The organism is Phenylobacterium sp. (assembly GCF_013911965.1).
Lineage (GTDB): Bacteria > Pseudomonadota > Alphaproteobacteria > Caulobacterales > Caulobacteraceae > Phenylobacterium.
This window is the reverse complement of sequence record NZ_JACESE010000031.1, coordinates 1-19,183: the sequence shown is the minus strand read 5'-3', so window position 1 is coordinate 19,183 and position 19,183 is coordinate 1. Positions and strand designations below refer to the sequence as shown.

Sequence of the window (19,183 nt, the reverse complement as noted above, 5' to 3'; positions counted from 1 at the left end):
GGGCTGGCGGGGCGTCTCATCGGGCTGCTCCGTTAGGGCTCGCAAGAGCTACGGAGGCGGGCGGCCCGCGGACGCTTCAGCCGAAGACGGCGTCGGCGCAAAGCGACTCGCGCCATCGCGCCAGGCCGGACTTCAGGGCGTCGGCGCGGCCGAGCGGCGTCATCTCCTCGTCCTCGAGGACTTCGAGGATCTCGAAGGCGAAGCCTTCCGGCCCCTGCGCGCGCCAGGCCGACTGCATGTCGCGATTGCGGTGACCGCCGTTGCGCAGGGAGAACCACAGGCTGTTCTGCTGGGCGTCGAGGTTGGGCGAGGCGCCGACCCAGGCCCGGCCGGCGCAGCGGACGACGTAGAAGCCGGCGCGGGCGCGGCGCTCCTTGTGGTCGCGGATCAGCTCACGGCGGCGGGCCTTGTCCATCGGTCTCTCCTCTGGAGCAGGAAAATACCCGGGTAAAAAAGAACCGCAAGCCCAAACGCAAAGAAGCGGCGCCTTGCGGGCGCCGCTTCTCTCAGATCCGGCGGTGTGGTCCGCTTACATGCCGGTGCGATCGGCGGCGTTCTCGGCGGCGTCGGACGCGCTGGCGGCGGCGTCCTGCGTGGCCTCGGCGGTGTTGTCAGCCGCAGCCTCGGCGCTCTCGGCCATGTTGGCGGCGGCGGACTGCGAGCTTTCGGCCGCCTGCGCGGCGGCCGCCTGGGCGTTTTCGGCGGCGTTGGCGACGGCCTCCTGGGCCGCGCCGGTCTGGCGGGCCATCTCCAGGTCGGTCTCGTCGACGCTGTTGTTGCTGAACAGGAAGAAGAGGCCCACCACGGCGACGATCGCCACGATGGCGGCCACCCACCAGCCGGCGTTGCCGCCGCCGGTGTGGACGACTTCGCGCTCGACGCGCGGAGGCGGCGGATCGCGGCCCTCGGTGTTCGGGTCGTAGGTCATTTTCGTTCTCTCCTCGGGGACGGCGCGGCTGGGCCGCGTCGACTGGGCTTGAGAACGAGGGTCGATTATGTCGGGTTCCGCACCCTCAGGGGCGCCGCAGCACCAGCGTGGCCCAGGCGTCACGGTTCAGGCGTCGTTCCAGGATGAAGCCGCGGGACCGATAGGCGGCGAGCACGCGCCGCGCCTGGGAGCGCAGCAGGCCCGACAGGATGGCGCGGCCGCCCGGCCTCAGGGCGCCCTTGATGTCCTGGGCCAGCATGACCAGGGGCGCGGCCAGGATGTTGGCGAAGACGAGGTCGTAGGGGGCGTGGTCGCGGACCAGCCGGTGGCCGAGGCCCGAGGCGTGGACGAAGCGGGCGGCGGCCTTGTTGAGCTTGGCGTTCTCGCGCGAGATCCGGACCGAGGGCCGGTCGATGTCGGTGCCCACCGCGACCGGCGTGCCCGTCTTGGCCGCGGCGATGGCCAGGACGCCCGTACCGGCGCCCACGTCCAGGACGCGGCCGAACCGCCGCGCCTTCAGGAGGGCGTCATAGGCCAGCAGGCAGCCGACCGTGGTGCCGTGGTGGCCGGTGCCGAAGGCGGCGCCCGCCTCGATCCTCAGATTGACCGTGTGGGCGGGGGCCAGGCCGCGGTCGTGCGCGCCATAGATGAAGAACCGGCCGGCCCGCACCGGCGGCAGGCCCGACAGCGCCATGGCCAGCCAGTCGGCGTCGGCCAGGACCTCGGTCGTGACGGTCAGGGCCGGGTGCTCGGCCAGGCGCCGCTCGATCCCTTCGGCCTCGTCCGACGAGGTGGGGAAGGCGTCGATGCGCCAGACGTCGCGGTCCTCGTCCTCCTCCAGGATGGAGTAGGTGGCGCCCTCCAGCAGGGGGTCGGCGTCGATGGCGGCGGCGGCGGCCTCGGCCACGGCGCGCGGGCCGCGGGCGATGATCTGAACGGCGTCCTCGGTCATGCCCTCCCTCTAGAGGGGGAGCCGCGGCAAGGCGAGGGGGAATGCCTCAGAAGGGCGGTGCGAAGGCGACCTGGGCGAAGGCCGGCGGGGCGTTCCTGGCCGGCGCGGCCTCGTGGGGGGCCGGCGGGGCCGCCTCGACGGGGGCCGGCGCGGAGGTCAGCTCGACGGAGGCCAGCATCTCGGGCGTGTCGCGGACCGGAACAATCCCGCCGTGCGTCGAGGGATAGGCCACGGGCTCCGGCGCGGCGTGGGCTGTGCGGATCGGTTCCGGCCGGCGGATCACCACCGGTTCGTCGGTGGTCTCCACCGGCTCCGGCGTCGCCAATTCGTCCTCATAGGCGTAGTCGGCGGCCTCATAGAGGGGCGCGTCGGCCTCGGTCCAGTCCGTTCCGAGGACATAGTCGGGAACCTCGCCGCCATAGGCTGCGAAGCTGGCGCCGCCGCCGAAGGCTTCATGCCGTTCGCCCGACGGGGCGAGGAGCAGCTGCGGTCCGAGGGGGCCCTCGCCATAGGTCAGGCTAGGCTTGAACGCCGCGCCCATCAGAAGCCCGCTCGCCGCGGCCACGGCTATGCCCTGGAAGATCAATTTCATCGCCTGCCTCTCCTTCCGCCGGGGTAAGCGCGCGAGTCCGCAGAGGGTTTCAGGCGACCGCCAGGCCCCGGCGTCCGAAGGGGCGCGGCCCGCCTGTTTCGCCTGGCCAGAGAAGGTCGGCCATGTCGGTCTCGGCCGGGCGCAGGCCGCCGTTCGACGGGCCGCCGAGGATGGGCTGCGCCGGCCGGCGGCGGAGGGCGAGCGGCTGGCGCGAGCCGAGGGCGGCCGCCGCGGGGGCGGGTCCGGTCAGGCGCGCCACGGCGGCGACGGCCAGCACCCAGGGCAGGCTGTTGTGGGCCAGGATGAAGCTCTCCGAGAAGATCTGCAGGATGAAGACGGCGAGCATCATCGCCGACCAGTTGGCCTCCGCCAGACGGCGGCTGCGGAACAGGGCGGGGGGAAGGGCCGCCAGGAGCGCCACGGCGAAGAGGACGACTCCGACGGCGCCGAGCTGGATGAGAAGATCCAGCCAGCCATTGTGGGCGGTCGGCACCACCCAGTCGAGCTGGTTCCTGATCCACTTGGCCGGGGCGGAATCGTCGGTCCAGAAGGCGGCGAAGCCGTAGCCGAGCCACGGCCGCTCGTCGGCGGCGCGCAGGACCGCGCTCCAGATATCGGTGCGGCCGGTGAGGGAAGGGTCCTTGCCCATGGCTTCGAACAGCGCCTCCGGGGCCAGCCACCACAGTCCGCCCAGGAGGGCTGCGGCGGTGACGCCCAGCCAGACCAGGACCACGGCGGCGGCCGGTCCGCGCCCCATCGCCGCAAGCCCCGCGCCCACCCCCAGCCCAAGCGCCACGGCGAGCAGCGAGGTCTTCGAGGCGGTCATGACGATCAGGCCCACGCTGAGGAGGGCGCCGAAGCACCAGAGCCAGCGGCGGCGCGGGCTGAGGGCGGCGGCCGCGGCGAAGGTCAGGGTCGCATAGACCATGGTCGCGCCCATCTGGTTCTTCTCGTACCACAGGCCCCGCCAGGCTCCCGCATTGACGTCCGAGTGGACGCCGAGGCTGGGCATGGCCAGGCAGACGGCGTAGCTGCCCAGGGCGAGCAGCAGGAAGGCCGTCGCCAGCAGCTCGGTGAAGCCCCGGCCGCCATATCGGGCGGCCAGATAGAGGCCGAACAGGGTGGTCGCGGCCACCGCGACGGCGCGGCGCTGCGACACCGAAGGATCGATGGACCAGGTCACCGAGGCGAAGGCCCAGGCCACCAGAAGCCCCAGCATCAGGCCCGGCGCCCAGAAGCGCAGCATCCGCGGCGCCCGAAGCGCCGCCAGCGCGCCGGCTGCGGCATAGACCGGCAGCCACATCAGCCGCAGGATGGCGTTGGACTCCCCGCCCGTCTGGTCGGGGTCGAGGACAGGCCCGATCAGGGCGTTGGACATCATCAGGATCAGGCCAAGCGTGATCAGGCCCTCAAGGAGCCGTATCAGGGTGAGCCTGTCGCCCGGCGGGGCCATGCCGTCCTCTGTTCCGTTTCGGCGCAGGGGCGGACCTGCGCGCGGCTTTCGATGCGGACGGCTGCAATTCGGCGCCCATTCCGGGCGGGCGATTCTCGCGGCAAGCTGAACGCAACGGGCAGGCCGCAAGCCGTGTTAGGCTCGTGCCTGAAGGAGGAGCGTGATGAGCAAGTACAAGCCCCTGTCCCAACGGCTGGAGAGCCACGGGGCGGACGAGTGGCGGGCCAGCTTCGCCGAGATCGAGGAAGTGCTCGGCTTCCCCCTGCCCAAAGGCGCGGCCAGCCAGAGCTGGTGGATGGGGACAGAGAAGCCGCATCACGCCGCGTGGACGGCGCCCGGCTGGCGGGTCGTGGAACTCGACCGCGAAGGCGGCTCGGTGCTGTTCGGCCGGGCCGCGCCGAAGGGCGGCAAGGGCAAGTCGGGAAAGTCGGCCAAGCCTGCGAAGGCCGCCGCGCCGGCGCCGGTCTCGGCCGATGCTCCCCTGGCGGCGCCCGCGGCCGAAGGCGGCGGCTCCCAGCCCGAAGTGCTGCGCCAGGCGGCCGAGGCCGCCTCCAAGGACGTGAAGCTGCGCAAGATGGCCATGCCGGCCGCGATCGCCGGCGGGGCGGCGGCGGTGCTGGCCGGCGCGGCGGCGGTCATTGCGGGCTTCCTGGCCAAGCGCAAGGGCGAACCCTGGCGCTGAGGCGCTTCAGGCCTTCTCCACGAAGGAGTCGATGACCTTCTTCTCGCCGGCCTTTTCGAAGGCGACGGTGAGCTTGTTGCCGTCGATGGTGCGGATGTGGCCGTAGCCGAACTTCTGGTGGAAGACGCGCTCGCCCTTGGCGAAGGCGGATGACGAGGCGGCCGGGTCGGAGACGGCGACCAGCCGACCCTCGCCCTCGATCACCTGCTGCCGGCCCGGATGGCTGCCGTGATAGCCGCGCTCCTGCGCCCGGCGCCAACCCGGCGAGGAATAGCCCGAACCGAATGAGGGGCTCTCGTCCCAGCGGCTGCCGTGCTGCTGCATGCCCGGCCCGCCGCCGTAATAGCCGGTCTCGGACGAGGCCTCGACATTGGCCGGCGGCAGCTCGTCGACGAAGCGGGAGGGGAGCTGGCTCGTCCAGCGGCCATAGACCTGTCGATTGGCGGCGAAGGAGACGTGCGCCTTCTCCCGCGCCCGGGTGATGCCGACATAGGCCAGGCGGCGTTCCTCCTCGAGCCCCTTCTCGCCCTTCTCGTCCATGGAGCGCTGGGAGGGGAAGACGCCTTCCTCCCAGCCGGGCAGGAAGACCAGCGGAAACTCCAGGCCCTTGGCCGAGTGCAGGGTCATGATCTGGACGGCGTCCTCGCCCGCGCCGCGATCGAGGTCCATGACGAGGGAGACGTGCTCCAGATAGGCGCCAAGCGTCTCGAAATTGCCCATGGACTGGACGAGTTCCTTCAGGTTCTCCAGCCGGGTCTGGGCGGTCGGCGTCTTGTCCAGCCGCAGCGCGTCGGTATAGCCGCTCTCCTCCAGCACCATCTCGGTCAGACGGGCGTGATGGATGCGGCCGGCCTCGGCCCGCCAGCGGTCGAGGTCGCGCAGGAAGTTGGCGAGCGCGGTGCGCGTGCGCGCGGCCAGTTCGTCGGTCAGCACGATCTGCCGCGCCGCCGTCGCGGCCGAGACGCCGTTCAGCCGGGCCACCTGCAGGAGCTTCTGGACCGTGGTGTCGCCGATGCCGCGCTTGGGCACATTGACGATCCGCTCGAAGGCCAGGTCGTCGTCCTCGGACTGGATCAGCCGAAGATAGGCGTGGGCGTCGCGAATCTCGGCGCGCTCGAAGAAGCGCGGGCCGCCGACCACCGCATAGGGGATCTGCAGCATGACGAACCGCTCTTCGAAGGCGCGCATCTGGAAGGAGGCGCGCACCAGGATGGCGATGTCGCGATAGCGCAGGGGATCGCGCTCGGTGGTCCCGCGATGGGCGCGCTCGATCTCGTCGGCGATCAGCCGGCTCTCGGCCTCGCCGTCCCAGACGCCGCGGACGACCACCTTCTCGCCGCCCTGCGCCTCCGTCCAGAGCGTCTTGCCCAGGCGCGACTTGTTGGTGGCGATGAGGCCGGAGGCCGCCGACAGGATGTGGCTGGTGGAGCGGTAGTTGCGCTCCAGACGGATGACCTTGGCGCCCGGGAAGTCCCGCTCGAAGCGCAGGATGTTGTCCACCTCCGCCCCGCGCCAGCCGTAGATGGACTGGTCGTCGTCGCCGACGCAGCAGACGTTCTGCCGCTTCTGGGCCAGCAGGCGCAGCCACAGGTACTGGGCCACGTTGGTGTCCTGGTACTCGTCCACCAGGATGAATTTGAAGCGGTCGTGGAACTCGGCCAGCACGTCCGGCTGCGAGGTGAAGATGGTGATGTTGTGCAGGAGCAGGTCGCCGAAGTCGCAGGCGTTCAGGATGCGCAGGCGCTCCTGATAGAGCCGGTAGAGCGCCTGGCCGCGGTTGTTGGCGAAGACCGCACCCTCGGCGGGGGGCAGGCGGTCGGGCGTCCAGCCGCGATTCTTCCAGTGGTCGACGAGGCCTGAGAACGCCTTGGGCGTCCAGCGCTTGGCGTCGATGTTCTCGGCTTCCAGGATCTGCTTGATCAGCCGTTCCTGATCGTCGGTGTCGAGGATGGTGTAGTTGGACTTCAGGCCCACCAGCTCGGCGTGGCGGCGCAGGATCTGCGCGGCGACGGAGTGGAAGGTGCCCAGCCACCGCAGGCCCTCGGCCTGAGGACCGATGATGTGGCCGATCCGCTCGCGCATCTCGCGCGCGGCCTTGTTGGTGAAGGTGACGGCCAGCAGCTCCCAAGGCTTTGCGCGCCCGGTGGCCAGGATGTGGGCCAGCCGGGTTGTGAGAACGCGGGTCTTGCCCGTGCCAGCGCCGGCCAGCACCAGGACCGGGCCTTCGACGGTCTCCACCGCCTCGCGCTGCTCGGGGTTCAGGCCGCGGAGATAATCGGGGCCGCTCACGCGCGCGAGGTCGCTGATGCGCGGGGCCGGGGCGTCTTCGAACGATTCAGGCATCGGAACATATGTAGCACATGCGGCCGCCGGCTTAAGGGGCGGCGGAACCCTTCTCATGGCCAAGCCGTTCGCGTCGAAAGCAGGGAAGGGAGGTCGCATGGCGGACGGCGACGGCATGGCCAAGAGCACGGGCATCGTCATTCTGATCGTCGGCTTCCTCGCCGCCTTGGGCGTGGTGGCCGCGGCCGTGCTGGGGCGGGAGGCCGAGACGCCGGATCGGCCGTCCGGCGTGGAGTTCGACCTGCCAAGAGCGCCGGGCGTGCCCGACGCGCCGCCGCTGCCGGATATCCCGACCGCGCCGTCGCCCGATCCGACCTAGGCGCCGCCGTCCGGAATCTGGGCCTGCAGATGGGCCAGGGCCGCCAGCCGGCAGGCGGAGGCCAGGTTGCGTTCCCCGCGGGCCAGGTCGATCTCCGTCACGAGGGCGGCCAGGCTCAGGCGCCGGGCGGCCGCCAGATTCTCCAGGACGGCCCAGAATTCCGGCTCGAGGGCGAGCGAGGTGGCGTGGCCGGCCAGCTGGACCGAGCGCTTCTTCAAACGGGTCATGGCCCCATCTGTCCCGCGCCGCCGCCGGCTGGCAACCGCGTGCGGCGCGGGCGCGGCTTGATCGAGACTGACGCTGCCGTCATCTTCGGTGGAAGAACGCCATTCGCCATGGAGGCTCGCCGTGACCCTGGCCGTCGACGGACCCGCCCAGCGCCTGCCCAAGCCGCGCCTGCAATGGGGCGCGGCCTTCAAGGCCTTGCGCCGCCTGCTGGCCGACAAGGAAGACACGGTCCAGGTCTTCGAGATCATGCGCGCCCTCAACGGCGGTTCCTCGGCCTGGGGCTATCAGAAGCTGCTGGAGACGCCGCAGGGCGGCCGATTGGCCTATGAGCGGGTGGAGCTCGAGCCCCTGCTGATGGACGACGCCTGGCTGAACCAGTTCCCCGAAGGCTCCGTCGGCGCCGCCTACCGCCACTTCGTCCGGAGCGAGAACCTCTCGGCGCAGGGGCTGGCCGACATCAGCCGCACGGGCGCCAAGCCCGTCGAGCAACGGCACCCCTATGCGTGGTTCGGCCGCCGGACGCGCGACGTGCACGACATCTGGCATGTGCTGACCGGCTACCACCGCGACGGCCTGGGGGAGGCCTGTCTCGTGGCCTTCTCCTACGCCCAGACCCGCGGCCTGGGCTGGGCCTTCATCGCCCTGGGCGCGGTCCTGCGGCGGCGCAAGGCGGCCGGGCCGCACGTGCGGGCGATCTGGCAGGGATACCGCCGCGGCAAGGCCGCGGCCTGGCTGTTGGGCGAGGACTATGAGCGGCTGATGGCCGAGCCGCTGGAAAGCGCCCGGCGACGCCTGAGGCTCACCCCGCCCACCGTCTACGAGGCGGTCCCGCCCGAGGCGCGCGACGTGGCCTGAAGGCCGGGGCTCAGTCCTCGCGCCGGGCGTCGTCCAGGCGGCGGCGCTGGCGCTCGGCCTCGAGCTGCTCGGCCATGGTCTGGCCCTTGGTGCGGCCGAACAGCGAGCGGTTCGCCTTGGCCTGGACCTTCTGCTCGGTCTTGGCCCGCGCCTTGCGGGCCTTGTTGAGATTGACGATTTCACCCATGGCGCTTCCTCCGGGCTGGGCAGCGTGCCGAAGGCGGTCCGGCTCCGCAAGCCTGTCGAGGAACGCCGGCTCGCCGCGCCACGTTCCTCGACACCGCGACGCGAATGCGGCAATCAAGGGTTGATAGCTTTGGGGGGCCCTGTTGGCCGACGCCGCAGCCAGGGAGGACCTGGTCAGAAGCCGACTGTTCGTGCCGGCCCTTCCGATCATGGTCGTGGTCGTGGGCCTGCTCGCCACCCTGGCCGGCGGACTGCTGATCGAGCGTCTGGGCGAGGCGCGCGAACGGCAGCGTTTCGAGGCGCTGGTCGACCAGGCCAATGACGCCATCGCCGCGCGCCTGGACACCTATGTGGCCATTCTGCAGGCCGGGGCGGGCCTGTTCGCCGCCAGCGACGAGGTGACCCACTCGGAGTTCAAGGCCTTCGCCCGGCGGGTCGAACTGCGCGAGCGCTATCCCGGCATCCAGGGCATCGGTTACTCCGCCCGCATCGAGGACGGAGAGGAGGGCGCCTTCGTCGCCCGCCAGCACGCCGCCGGGCGAGACGACTACGCCATCTCGCGGCGCGACGACCCGCAAGCCGACGAGCGTCACGCCATCCTTTACCTGGAGCCGGAGGACGAGCGGAACCGAGCGGCCATCGGCTTCGACATGTACTCCGAGCCCACGCGGCGCGAGGCGATGGCCCGGGCGCGCGACACCGGCGGCCCGGCCATGTCGGGCAAGGTCGAACTGGTGCAGGAGATCGACGAAAAGAAGCAGGCGGGCTTCCTGATCTATGAGCCGATCTATGCGGGCGACGTGGCGCCGGCGACGGTGGAGGCGCGGCGGGCCAGCCTGGAGGGGTTCCTGTACGCGCCGTTCCGCGCCGGGGACCTCCTGGAGGCGGTCTTCGACAGCATCGACGACAAGCCGTACCGCTACGCCGTCTATTATGGCGAGCCGGCGCCGGAGAATCTCCTCTTCCGCTCCTCCGGCGGCTCGCCCGAGGGCGGCTACGGACTGCGCGCAGTCCGTCACGTCGAGGTGGCCGGCGCCCGATGGACCGCGGTCTATCGGGCCGGGCCGGGCTTCACCGGCGGGGCGGCCCGGCAACTGACCTGGGCCTTCCTGATCGCCGGGATCGTGGCGACGCTGCTGGTCGCCGCCGCGACCTGGTGGCAGGGCCAGGCGCGCATGGCCGCCGAACGCGAGGTGGCGGCGCGCAAACGCATCGAGGCGCGCCAGAAGCTGCTCATGGACGAGCTGAACCACCGGGTGAAGAACACCCTGGCCACCGTCCAGTCGATCGCCGCTCAGAGCCTGCGCCAGGCGTCGGATGTGGAAAGCGTCCGCCGCAATTTCGAGGCGCGCCTCATCGCGTTGGCCCAGGCGCACAATCTGCTGACACGCGACAACTGGCGCGGAGCCAGCCTGGGCGAGCTGGTCGCCACGGAATTCTCCCCCTACCTCGAGGAGGCGAGCGGCCGGCTGGACGCGGACGGACCGCCGGTCTGGCTCGCCCCCAACACCGCCGTCGCGCTCGGCATGGCGATCCACGAACTGACGACCAACGCCGTGAAGTACGGGGCGCTGTCCACGGCGGCAGGCCGCGTCCTGCTGCGGTGGGAGCTCGAGGAGATCGATCCGGAGACCGACCGGCTGTCCATCCTCTGGCGGGAGGAGGGGGGACCGGCGGTCACGCCCCCGTCCCGCAAGGGCTTCGGCTCGCGACTGATCGTCGGCGGGCTCGCCCACCAGCTGGACGGCGAGGTGCGGCTCGACTTCCCGACGGACGGCGTGCAGTGCGAGATCGTCTTCCGCGTGCCGCGTTCGCCGGACCCGGCGATGCTGCCCGTCGGCGAAGCGGCGGGGTGAACCGCGACCGCCTTCAGCCGTTACCTTTCCAACCCTGACGGAAAGGAGATCAAGGCATGATTCAAGCGACTGAAATTCGCGAACACATGGAAGTCGTCGGCTCGGACGGCGGCCACGTCGGTCGCGTCGACCATGTGAAGGGCACGGAGATCGAGCTCGCCAAGATGGACCTCGGCGCCGGCTTCAAGCACCACATGATCCCCATGACCTGGGTGGACCGCGTCGAGGACGAGAAGGTCTGCCTCAACCTCACCAAGGACGCCGCCAAGTCGTCCTGGCGCGAGAAGCACTAGGGGCCCCATTGGAGCCTGAATGAAAAACGGCCCCTCGCTCGAGGGGCCGTTCTTGTTTCCGGACGTCGCCGCCGGGCCTATTTCACCGCCGCGCAGAAGCGCTGGATGCGGGAGCAGGCGTCCTCCAGCGTCTCCTTGGCGGTGGCGTAGGAGATGCGGAAGAAGGGCGACAGGCCGAACGCCTCCCCGAACACCACCGCCACGCCCTCGGCCTCCAGAAGCTCGTTGGCGAAGTCCTGGTCGGACTGGATGACATTGCCGCTCGGCGCCGTCTTGCCGATCAGCCCCTCACAGGAGGGATAGACGTAGAAGGCGCCCTCAGGCGTCGGGCACTTGATGCCCTTGGCCTGGTTCAGCATGGAGACGACCAGGTCGCGCCGCTCCTGGAAGAGCTTGGCGTTGGGCTTGATGAAGTCCTGCGGCCCGCTCAGCGCCTCGACCGCCGCCCATTGCGAGATGGACGAAGGGTTGGAGGTCGACTGGCTCATCACCTTGGCCATGAGCTTGATGAGCGGCTCAGGCCCGCCGGCGTAGCCGATGCGCCAGCCGGTCATGGCGTAGGCCTTGGAGACCCCGTTCATGGTCAGCGTGCGGTCGTAGAGGCCCGGCTCCACCTGGGCGATGGTGAAGAACTCCATGTCGTCGAACAGCAGGTGCTCGTACATGTCGTCCGTCAGGATCCAGACGTGCGGATGGCGCATCAGAACGTCGGCCAGGGCCTTCAGCTCGGCGCGCGTATAGGCCGCGCCCGAAGGGTTGGAGGGCGAGTTCAGGAACACCCAGCGGGTCTTGGCGGTGATCGCCTTGTCCAGGTCCTCCGGCCGCAGCTTGAAGCCGGTCTCGGCCGTGGTGGGCGCGAAGACGGGCGTGCCGCCGGCCAGCAGCACCATGTCCGGATAGCTGACCCAGTAGGGGGTGGGGATGACCACCTCGTCGCCCGGATTCAGGGTCGCCATCATGGCGTTGAAGATCACCGGCTTGCCGCCCGGCGAGACGTTGATCTGGGAGGGCTTGTAGGTCAGGCCGTTCTCGCGCTGGAACTTGGCGCAGATGGCGTCCTTCAGTTCGGGAATGCCGTCGACGGTCGTGTACTTGGTCTTGCCGTCCTGAATGGCCTTGATCGCCGCGTCCTTGATGTTCTGCGGCGTGTCGAAGTCCGGCTCGCCGGCCCCCAGGCTGATGACGTTCCGGCCCTGGGCTTTCAGCTCACGCGCCTTCTGGTCGGTCGCCATGGTGGCGGACGGCTTGACACGGGCGAGCGTGGCGGATTGCAGCGACATCGGGCGCGAACTCCTTCTGGTGGCGGCGGGAAGTCGCGCGGGTTTACCTCAAGGCCCGGAGCGCGGAAACCCGCCATAGGCCTGGAACGGCAGATAGGCGGAGCCGTTTGCCCGCAGGTCACAGCTTGGAGCCCGCGTATGCACCGTGCCCTCTTCGTCCTCGCCCTGGTCGCCCCCCTGGCCGCCTGCGGCGAGCCGAGCGCGCCGGAGACGCCAGCGCCCGATCCGGCGCCCGCGCCCGCGCCGGTCGACCCGACTCCCGCCGCAGCCGCGCCGGCCCCCGGCGAGCCGCCGGCCCGGCCGCGCTATGTGGGGCGCTGGGCGGCCAATGAAGGGCTGTGCGCGGGCTGCGCCTGGACCTTCCGCCGCGAGGGGCTGTCGACCGCGGGCGAGGTGTCCTGCGACTTCGAGGGCGTCGCCGTGGTGGACGACGGCTACGAGATCGCGGCCGCCTGCGTCGCCCAGGCGCCGCCCGAACCGGCCCGCATCCACCTGGCCTTCGGTCCCGGCGACCGGACGATGACGGTCACGGGCGGCCCCTTCGCCAGCCCCCCGCCGCTGATCCGCTGCGGCGACTGAGGCGGCGCCCTGTGCGGCGCGCTTGACCGCCGCAGGCGGATCGGCGAGGCCTGCGCCATGCGCCGCCTTTTCCGGTTCCTGACCAATATGGACGCCCGCGCCTGGCGGGCCCTGGCGGTGTCCTTCGTCCTGTTCGGCGGGGTGGGGATCGTCTTCCTGTTCGGGGCCCAGTTCCTCGGCTTCGACGGCGAGGCGACGGTTGAGCAGTGGCTGGGCCTGGCGGCCGACGGGCCCTGGGCCCTGCCGGCGGCCGTGGCCGCCTTCGCCCTGCTGGCCTTCGTGGGCGTGCCGCAGTTCGTGCTGATCGCCGCAGCGGTGGTGGCCTTCGGCGCCTGGACCGGATTCGCCTACAGCTGGATCGGCACCATGGTCTCGGCCGTGGTCGGCTTCTATCTGGGCCGGCTGGCCGGCGCCCGCACGCTGAACGCCTTCGCGGGCGAGGGCGTGCGCCAGTTCATGGACCTGGTCGGCCGCAACGGATTCTACGCCAGCCTGATCGTGCGGCTGGTGCCCTCGGCCCCCTTCATCGTCGTAAACATGGCCGCCGGCGTCACCCCGATGAGGATGTTCCACTTCGTCGCCGGCACGGCGCTGGGCATCGTGCCCAAGATCGGCGTCACCGCCTTCGCCGGGAACTCCATCGCCCAGGCCATGCGCGGCGGCGGCCTCGAACATATCGGCCTGCTGGTCGCCATCGTCGTCGGCTGGATCGTGCTGGGCTGGTTCGCGCGCAAGTGGCTGAAGGCCCGGGAGGCCGCTGTCGCCGCCGACGGCGGGACCGAACCGGAGGTCTGAGCGTTACCGGCGGATCACCCTAAGGGAGACGCCGATGCTCAAGCTGTTCTATTCGCCGGGCGCCTGCTCGCTCGCCTCGCATGTCGCCCTCGAGGAGGCGGGGGCCGATTACGAGGCGCTCGCCGTCGACCTGAAGGCCGGCGAGCAGAACCGGCCGGAATACCGGGCGGTCAATCCGAAGGGGCGGGTGCCGGCGCTCGTCACCGAGCGGGGCGCGCTGACCGAGAGCCCGGTGATTCTGGGCTACATCGCCCAAACCCATCCCGAGGCGAAGCTGGCCCCCAACGACGACTCCTTCGCCTTCGGGGACATGCAGGCCTTCAACCTGTTCCTGGCGACCAACGTGCACGTCGCCTATGGCCACGCCTTCCGTCCCGAGCGCTACGCCAAGGGAGAGGCGGGGATCGCGGCGGTGAAGGCCAAGGTCCCCGAGGCGCTCGACGAGCACTTCGCCCAGATCGAGGAGCGGTTCGCCGACGGCCGGCCCTTCGTCCACGGCGACGCCTATACGGTCTCCGATCCCTATCTGATGGTCTTCGCCCGCTGGCTGGACCGTCCGGGCATGGGCGACATCTCGCGCTATCCGAAGCTGCGCGCGCACCGGGAGCGCATCGAGGCGCGGGACGCCACGCGCAAGGTTCTTGCGGCGGAGGGCCTGTCCTGAGGTTTTACAGCAATCCTGTTGCGCCGCTCGCCGGCCTTGGTTAGAAACCGTTCCATGTCTATGCAACGCGCCGACCTGCTTCTTCTGCTTCCGCTGGGGCTTAGCCGCCCCTGGGCGTCGCTCTAGGCCTGCGCGAAACCTTCGCGGGCCGGGCGCTCAGGGGATGACCCGACCGTCCGACCTTTCTAAAATGAAGCCCCGCGAAGAGATCCTGACATGACCCAAGCTTCCCACGCCGCTTCCGAGCGCGACCGCGTCATCGTATTCGACACCACCATGCGCGACGGCGAGCAGTCGCCCGGCGCCTCCATGTCGCTGGAGGAGAAGCTGGAGCTCGCCAAGATCCTGGAGGAGATGCGGGTCGACGTCATCGAGGCGGGCTTCCCCATCGCCTCCAACGGCGACTTCGAGGCCGTCCGCCAGATCTCCGAAATCGTCACCGAAAGCACCGTCTGCGGCTTGGCCCGCGCCGCGGCGGTCGACATCGAGCGCTGCGCCGAGGCCATCCGCCCGGCCAAGCGCGGCCGCATCCACACCTTCCTGTCCACCAGCCCCTCGCACCGGGATCACATCCTGAAGATGAGCCAGGAGGACATACTGGAGGCCATCACCCGTTCGGTGACCCACGCGCGCAACCTGTGCGACGACGTCGAATGGTCGGCTCAGGACGCCACCCGCACCGAGCAGGACTTCCTGCGCCGCTGCGTCGAGGCGGCCATCAAGGCCGGGGCGAAGACGGTGAACATCCCCGACACGGTCGGCTACACCTATCCGTCCGAGTACGAGGCCATCTTCCGCGACCTGGTGGAGAACGTGCCGGGCGTCGAGAACGTCATCCTGTCGACCCACTGCCACAACGACCTGGGCCTGGCCGTGGCCAACAGCCTGGCCGGCGTGCAGGGCGGTGCGCGGCAGGTCGAGGTGGCCATCAACGGCATCGGCGAGCGCGCGGGCAACGCGGCGCTGGAAGAAGTGGTCATGGCCCTGAAGGTGCGCGGCGACCGGCTGCCCTACTTCACCAACGCCGAGACCCAGCACATCACGCGCGCCAGCCGCTACGTCTCGGCCATCACCGGCTTCCCGGTGCAGTTCAACAAGGCCATCGTCGGCAAGAACGCCTTCGCCCACGAGAGCGGCATCCACCAGGACGGGATGCTGAAGGACCGCGGCACCTACGAGATCATGACGCCCGAAAGCGTCGGGCAGGGCGCCTCGAACCTGGTGATGGGCAAGCACTCCGGCCGTCACGCCTTCCGCGAGAAGCTGAAGGCCCTGGGCTACGAGCTGGGCCAGAACGCCCTGAACGAAGCCTTCCAGCGGTTCAAGGATCTGGCCGACAAGAAGAAGCACGTCTTCGACGACGACATCGTCGCCCTGGTGGACGACGCCCTGGCCTCCGGCGCCGACCGCATCCAGGTCAAGCAGCTGCGCGTGATCGCCGGCACCGAGGGCCCGCAGGAGGCGCATCTGACCGTGACGGTCGAGGGCGTCGAGCGGTCGGCCACGGCCACGGGCGACGGCCCGGTCGATGCGGTGTTCAACGCCATCCACGAGGTGGTGCCGCACACGGCCATCCTGCGCCTGTTCCAGGTGCATGCGGTGACCGAAGGGACCGACGCCCAGGCCCAGGTCTCGGTGCGCCTGGAGGAAGACGGCCGCATCGCCACCGGCCAGGCGGCCGACACCGACACGCTCACCGCCTCGGCCAAGGCCTATGTCAACGCGCTGAACAATCTCTTCGCGCGCAAGGAGAAGAGCGCGCCCGACGCCGCCAAGGTCGCCAGCGGCTTCTAGGGCCGGTCCCTTTCATTCCGCGCCGCCGGACGGCGGGCCCAAGGCCCGCCGCCGCCCGACATGCGCGCCTGCCGCCCTGCGCCTCGAGCGCGGGGGGAGGGACCCTTCATGCTCTGGATCGCCCTGACGATCGCCGCCGCGCCCCTGCAGGTGGCGCGCAACGCCCTGCAGCGGGGGCTGGTGGAAGAGGCCGGCCCGTGGGGCGCGACCCTTGTCCGCTTTCTCTTCGGCCTGCCCTTCGCCCTGGCCATGTTCGCGGTCGTGGCCCTGGCCACGCCGGACGCCGATCCGCATCCGGGCCTGCGCTTCTGGATCGCCGTGACGACCGGCGCGACGGGCCAGATCGTGCAGACGGCCCTGCTGCTGGTCGCCATGCGCCGCAGCGGCTTCGCCGTCGCCACCTTCACCCAGCAGGCCTCCCTGCCGGCGGCGGCGCTGCTGGGACTCTTCGTCCTGCATGACGGGCTGAGCCCCGCGGCCTGGGCGGGGGTGGCGGTCACCACCTGCGGGGTGGCCATCCTGTCCTGGCCGGGCCGCATCTCGCGCCTGGAACGCTCGGGTCTGTGGCTCGGCGTCGCCTCGGGCGTGGTCATGGCCGTCGTGCTGAACGCCTACCGCCAGTCGGCCCAGGCCCTGGACGCCGACCATCCGATCTACGCCGCCATCGCCTCGGTCTGCGTGGCCCAGGCGATTCAGTCCCTGGGGCTGGGGGCCTGGCTCGCCGTGCGCCGGCCGCAGGCGCTGCGGGCGGTCGTGTCGGGCTGGCGGTCCTCCTGGGGCGCGGGCTTCTGCGGCGCGGCGGCCTCGGCCTGCTGGTTCGCCGCGCTGGGCCTGGCGCCGGCGGGGCAGGTGCGGGCGATCGGGGTTCTGGAACTGCCCATCGCCGCGGCGGCCGGCCGGCGTCTCTTCCAGGAGCGCCTGGGCCTGCGCCAACTGGTCGGCGGGGCGGCGACGGCCGCGGGCGTGGTGCTGGCGGCCCTCGGCTAGGCGCGGACGATTCGTACCCGGAGGGCCTCGGCCGCCGATTCGGCGGTCCCGGTCCGCCTGTGGCGCAACACCGCACACGCCATGGTGAAGCTCACCCGCTGGTTGAATTCCCAGGGCTGGCGAGGCCCTCCTTCCTCCGCCCGGGCCCGCCTCGGTGAATAAGCCTTGAAATCAACAAAACGGCGGGGCACACGAACCGCAAGTCCTTCTAGCGACAGCCTGATCCGTCCCGAGCGCCGCTCTGCGGCGAACGCCGGTCCAGATTTTCGCCGAGACTCGTCCCAAGCCCCCTAAGTCACCAGGGCCCTGCATGATCTCGTCCCTCTTCGGCGCCATCTCCAACGATATCGCCATCGATCTCGGCACCGCCAACACGCTCATCTACATGAAGGGCAAGGGCATCGTGCTGAACGAACCCTCGGTGGTGGCGCTGCGCAACATCGGCGGCCGCAAGGTGGTCCACGCCGTCGGCATCGAAGCCAAGCAGATGCTGGGCCGCACGCCCGGCCACATGGAAGCCATCCGTCCCATGCGCGACGGGGTCATCGCCGACTTCGAAGTCGCCGAGGAGATGATCAAGTACTTCATCCGCAAGGTTCACAACCGCAAGGGCTTCGTGAACCCGAAGGTGATCGTCTGCGTGCCGTCGGGCGCCACGGCCGTCGAACGCCGCGCCATCAACGATTCCTGCCTCAACGCCGGCGGCCGCCGCGTCGGCCTGATCGACGAACCCATGGCTGCGGCCATCGGCGCGGGCCTGCCGATCCACGAGCCGACCGGCTCGATGGTCGTCGACATCGGCGGCGGCACCACCGAGGTGGCCGTGCTGTCCCTGTCGGGCATCGTCTATTCGCGCTCGGTCCGCGTGGGCGGCGACAAGATGGACGAGGCGATCATCTCCTACATGCGCCGCAACCATAACCTGCTGATCGGCGAGACCACCGCCGAGCGGATCAAGAAGGAGATCGGCACCGCCCGGGCCCCGGCCGACGGGGAGGGCCTGTCGATCGAGGTCAAGGGCCGCGACCTGATGCAGGGCGTGCCGCGCGAGGTGCGCATCAGCGAGAAGCAGGCCTCCGACGCGCTCGCCGAGCCGGTGGGCCAGATCGTCGATGCGGTGAAGATGGCGCTCGAAGCCACCCCGCCGGAACTGGCCTCCGACATCGCCGACAAGGGCATCATGCTCACCGGCGGCGGCGCCCTGCTGCGCGGTCTGGACGCCGAGATCCGCGACCACACCGGCCTGCCGGTGACGGTGGCCGACGATCCGCTGTCCTGCGTGGCGCTCGGCTGCGGCAAGGTTCTGGAACACCCGAAGTGGATGAAGGGGGTTCTTGAATCCACCCTGGCCTAGGATTTGCTTAACCGACCGGAATCGACCTGGGCCTGACGCCCGGGTCTGGCGGGGAGACGGGCCTTAAGTGTCCTTGCGGGACAATCCCTTCGGCGAAGTGCGCGTGCCGCTGGTCTGGACCGCGGCCGTGGCGCTGGTCGTGGCCGTCGTTGTGGCCGCGGCCCTGCTGCTGAGCGACCGGCGCGAGACCTTCCGCAACGAGGCCTATGGAGTCACGCGGGAGGTGAGCGACGCTGTCGTCACGCCGGTGAGCGGCGTGATCTCCGCACCGCTGAGCTGGCTCAGCCAGGCAGGCGACTACATCGGCGGCTACTTCTTCGCCGTGTCCGAGAACCGCCGCCTGAAAGCCGAGCTGGCCGAAGCCGAACAGTGGCGCAACGAGGCGCTGACCCTGCGCGACGTCAACGAGCGCTACCGTTCGCTGCTTGGCCTGCAGACGGACCCGCCCATTCCCATGGTCTCGGCCCGCGTGGTCACCGACGCCCGGGGCCCCTTCGCCAACACCCGCCTGGCCAACGCCGGGCGCGAGAAGGGCGTGCGGATCGGCAATCCGGTGATGAGCGAACACGGACTGGTGGGGCGGGTCGTGGGCGTCACCCGCGGGGCCAGCCGCGTGCTGATGCTGACCGACATCGCCTCGCGCACCCCGGTCATGGTCGACCGGACCAATGCGCGCGCCATCCTCACCGGCGACGGCGGCCCCAATCCGAAGCTCGACTACCTGCGCGGCCGCGATCCGGTGAAGGAGGGCGACCGCATCGTCACCTCCGGCGACGGCGGGCTGATGCCCCGCGGCCTTCCCGTGGGCGTGGCGGTCAAGGGCGTCGACGGCGCCTGGCGGGTGGTGCTGAGCTCCGACGCCGGCGCGATCGATTTCGTCCGCATCCTGCTCTTCGAGGACTTCGCCCAGCTGGTGGACCAGCAGGAGCTGAACGCGCCGGGCGAGCCGCCGGCCAGCAGCAGCGTGCCGACCGTGGGCGTCACCTCGCCGCCGCCGGCCCCGCCGCCGCCGGCGGCGGCGAGGTGACGCCCACGGTCGGCAC

At 70.6% G+C, this 19,183-nt stretch carries 21 protein-coding genes; 12 read left to right on the top strand and 9 right to left on the bottom strand.

The annotated features are described in order from the left end of the window. Nucleotides 1–76 precede the first annotated feature (76 nt). The 5 genes from H2041_RS18940 to H2041_RS18920 form a co-directional block, all read right to left on the bottom strand. Nucleotides 77–415, bottom strand: a complete 339-nt coding sequence (locus tag H2041_RS18940; protein WP_293415434.1) for a GIY-YIG nuclease family protein — start codon at nt 413–415, stop codon at nt 77–79. Nucleotides 416–529: 114 nt separating this feature from the next. Next, complete coding sequence (locus tag H2041_RS18935; RefSeq protein WP_293415432.1) at nt 530–928, bottom strand: hypothetical protein; 399 nt, start codon at nt 926–928, stop codon at nt 530–532. Between the two features lie 85 nt (nt 929–1,013). After that, on the bottom strand, nt 1,014–1,880 hold the full coding sequence (locus H2041_RS18930; RefSeq protein ID WP_293415430.1) for a 50S ribosomal protein L11 methyltransferase: 867 nt from the start codon (nt 1,878–1,880) through the stop codon (nt 1,014–1,016). Between the two features lie 46 nt (nt 1,881–1,926). Beyond that, nucleotides 1,927–2,472 (bottom strand): hypothetical protein, encoded by a 546-nt coding sequence (locus tag H2041_RS18925; RefSeq protein WP_293415428.1) that lies wholly within the window; start codon nt 2,470–2,472, stop codon nt 1,927–1,929. A 49-nt stretch (nt 2,473–2,521) separates the two neighbouring features. Next, nucleotides 2,522–3,925, bottom strand: a complete 1,404-nt coding sequence (locus H2041_RS18920; protein WP_293415426.1) for an O-antigen ligase — start codon at nt 3,923–3,925, stop codon at nt 2,522–2,524. A gap of 163 nt (nt 3,926–4,088) precedes the next feature. Between H2041_RS18920 and H2041_RS18915 the strand changes: the two genes are divergently transcribed. Beyond that, nucleotides 4,089–4,607: a hypothetical protein gene (locus H2041_RS18915; protein WP_293415424.1), complete on the top strand. Its 519-nt coding sequence runs from the start codon at nt 4,089–4,091 to the stop codon at nt 4,605–4,607. Between the two features lie 6 nt (nt 4,608–4,613). Here the strand turns inward: H2041_RS18915 and H2041_RS18910 are convergent, their stop codons facing one another. Next, nucleotides 4,614–6,950 carry an ATP-dependent helicase gene (locus tag H2041_RS18910; RefSeq protein WP_293415422.1) on the bottom strand — a complete coding sequence of 779 codons (2,337 nt, stop codon included), beginning with the start codon at nt 6,948–6,950 and terminating at the stop codon, nt 4,614–4,616. Nucleotides 6,951–7,047: 97 nt separating this feature from the next. On the opposite strand from H2041_RS18910, the gene H2041_RS18905 reads away from it, so the two are divergent. Next, the gene (locus tag H2041_RS18905; protein WP_293415420.1) at nt 7,048–7,269 is read left to right on the top strand and encodes a hypothetical protein; all 222 of its coding nucleotides are present in this window, start codon (nt 7,048–7,050) and stop codon (nt 7,267–7,269) included. On the opposite strand, the gene H2041_RS18900 is transcribed toward H2041_RS18905, so the two are convergent. Continuing rightward, nucleotides 7,266–7,496 (bottom strand): ribbon-helix-helix domain-containing protein, encoded by a 231-nt coding sequence (locus H2041_RS18900; protein ID WP_293415418.1) that lies wholly within the window; start codon nt 7,494–7,496, stop codon nt 7,266–7,268. The two genes, H2041_RS18905 and H2041_RS18900, sit on opposite strands and share 4 nt — an antisense overlap. 121 nt (nt 7,497–7,617) lie before the next feature. Between H2041_RS18900 and H2041_RS18895 the strand changes: the two genes are divergently transcribed. Next, nucleotides 7,618–8,352, top strand: a complete 735-nt coding sequence (locus H2041_RS18895) for a Coq4 family protein (protein WP_293415416.1) — start codon at nt 7,618–7,620, stop codon at nt 8,350–8,352. 10 nt (nt 8,353–8,362) lie between these two features. Here the strand turns inward: H2041_RS18895 and H2041_RS18890 are convergent, their stop codons facing one another. Then, nucleotides 8,363–8,539, bottom strand: coding sequence for a DUF4169 family protein (locus H2041_RS18890; RefSeq protein ID WP_293415414.1), 177 nt, complete (start codon nt 8,537–8,539; stop codon nt 8,363–8,365). 142 nt (nt 8,540–8,681) lie between these two features. On the opposite strand from H2041_RS18890, the gene H2041_RS18885 reads away from it, so the two are divergent. Further along, on the top strand, nt 8,682–10,394 hold the full coding sequence (locus H2041_RS18885; RefSeq protein ID WP_293415412.1) for a CHASE domain-containing protein: 1,713 nt from the start codon (nt 8,682–8,684) through the stop codon (nt 10,392–10,394). 56 nt (nt 10,395–10,450) lie between these two features. Beyond that, complete coding sequence (locus H2041_RS18880; protein ID WP_293415410.1) at nt 10,451–10,687, top strand: DUF2171 domain-containing protein; 237 nt, start codon at nt 10,451–10,453, stop codon at nt 10,685–10,687. A 77-nt stretch (nt 10,688–10,764) separates the two neighbouring features. On the opposite strand, the gene H2041_RS18875 is transcribed toward H2041_RS18880, so the two are convergent. Continuing rightward, nucleotides 10,765–11,967 (bottom strand): pyridoxal phosphate-dependent aminotransferase, encoded by a 1,203-nt coding sequence (locus H2041_RS18875; RefSeq protein ID WP_293415408.1) that lies wholly within the window; start codon nt 11,965–11,967, stop codon nt 10,765–10,767. 138 nt (nt 11,968–12,105) lie between these two features. Here H2041_RS18875 and H2041_RS18870 point away from each other — a divergent pair, with 138 nt between their 5' ends. From H2041_RS18870 to mreC, 7 genes are all read left to right on the top strand, one after another. Continuing rightward, on the top strand, nt 12,106–12,546 hold the full coding sequence (locus H2041_RS18870; protein ID WP_293415406.1) for a hypothetical protein: 441 nt from the start codon (nt 12,106–12,108) through the stop codon (nt 12,544–12,546). 57 nt (nt 12,547–12,603) lie between these two features. Continuing rightward, nucleotides 12,604–13,341, top strand: coding sequence for a TVP38/TMEM64 family protein (locus H2041_RS18865; protein ID WP_293415404.1), 738 nt, complete (start codon nt 12,604–12,606; stop codon nt 13,339–13,341). Nucleotides 13,342–13,375: 34 nt separating this feature from the next. After that, entirely contained in the window at nt 13,376–14,005 is a 630-nt protein-coding gene (locus H2041_RS18860) for a glutathione S-transferase N-terminal domain-containing protein (RefSeq protein ID WP_293415402.1), read from the top strand. Between the two features lie 216 nt (nt 14,006–14,221). Beyond that, on the top strand, nt 14,222–15,799 hold the full coding sequence (locus tag H2041_RS18855) for a 2-isopropylmalate synthase (protein ID WP_293415400.1): 1,578 nt from the start codon (nt 14,222–14,224) through the stop codon (nt 15,797–15,799). Nucleotides 15,800–15,907: 108 nt separating this feature from the next. Continuing rightward, a complete protein-coding gene (locus tag H2041_RS18850; protein ID WP_293415398.1) occupies nt 15,908–16,786 on the top strand; it encodes a DMT family transporter in 879 nt (292 codons plus the stop codon). 310 nt (nt 16,787–17,096) lie between these two features. Next, nucleotides 17,097–18,140: a rod shape-determining protein gene (locus H2041_RS18845; protein WP_293415396.1), complete on the top strand. Its 1,044-nt coding sequence runs from the start codon at nt 17,097–17,099 to the stop codon at nt 18,138–18,140. 67 nt (nt 18,141–18,207) lie between these two features. Then, nucleotides 18,208–19,167: a rod shape-determining protein MreC gene (gene mreC, locus H2041_RS18840; RefSeq protein ID WP_293415394.1), complete on the top strand. Its 960-nt coding sequence runs from the start codon at nt 18,208–18,210 to the stop codon at nt 19,165–19,167. The last annotated feature ends 16 nt before the right edge of the window (nt 19,168–19,183 follow it).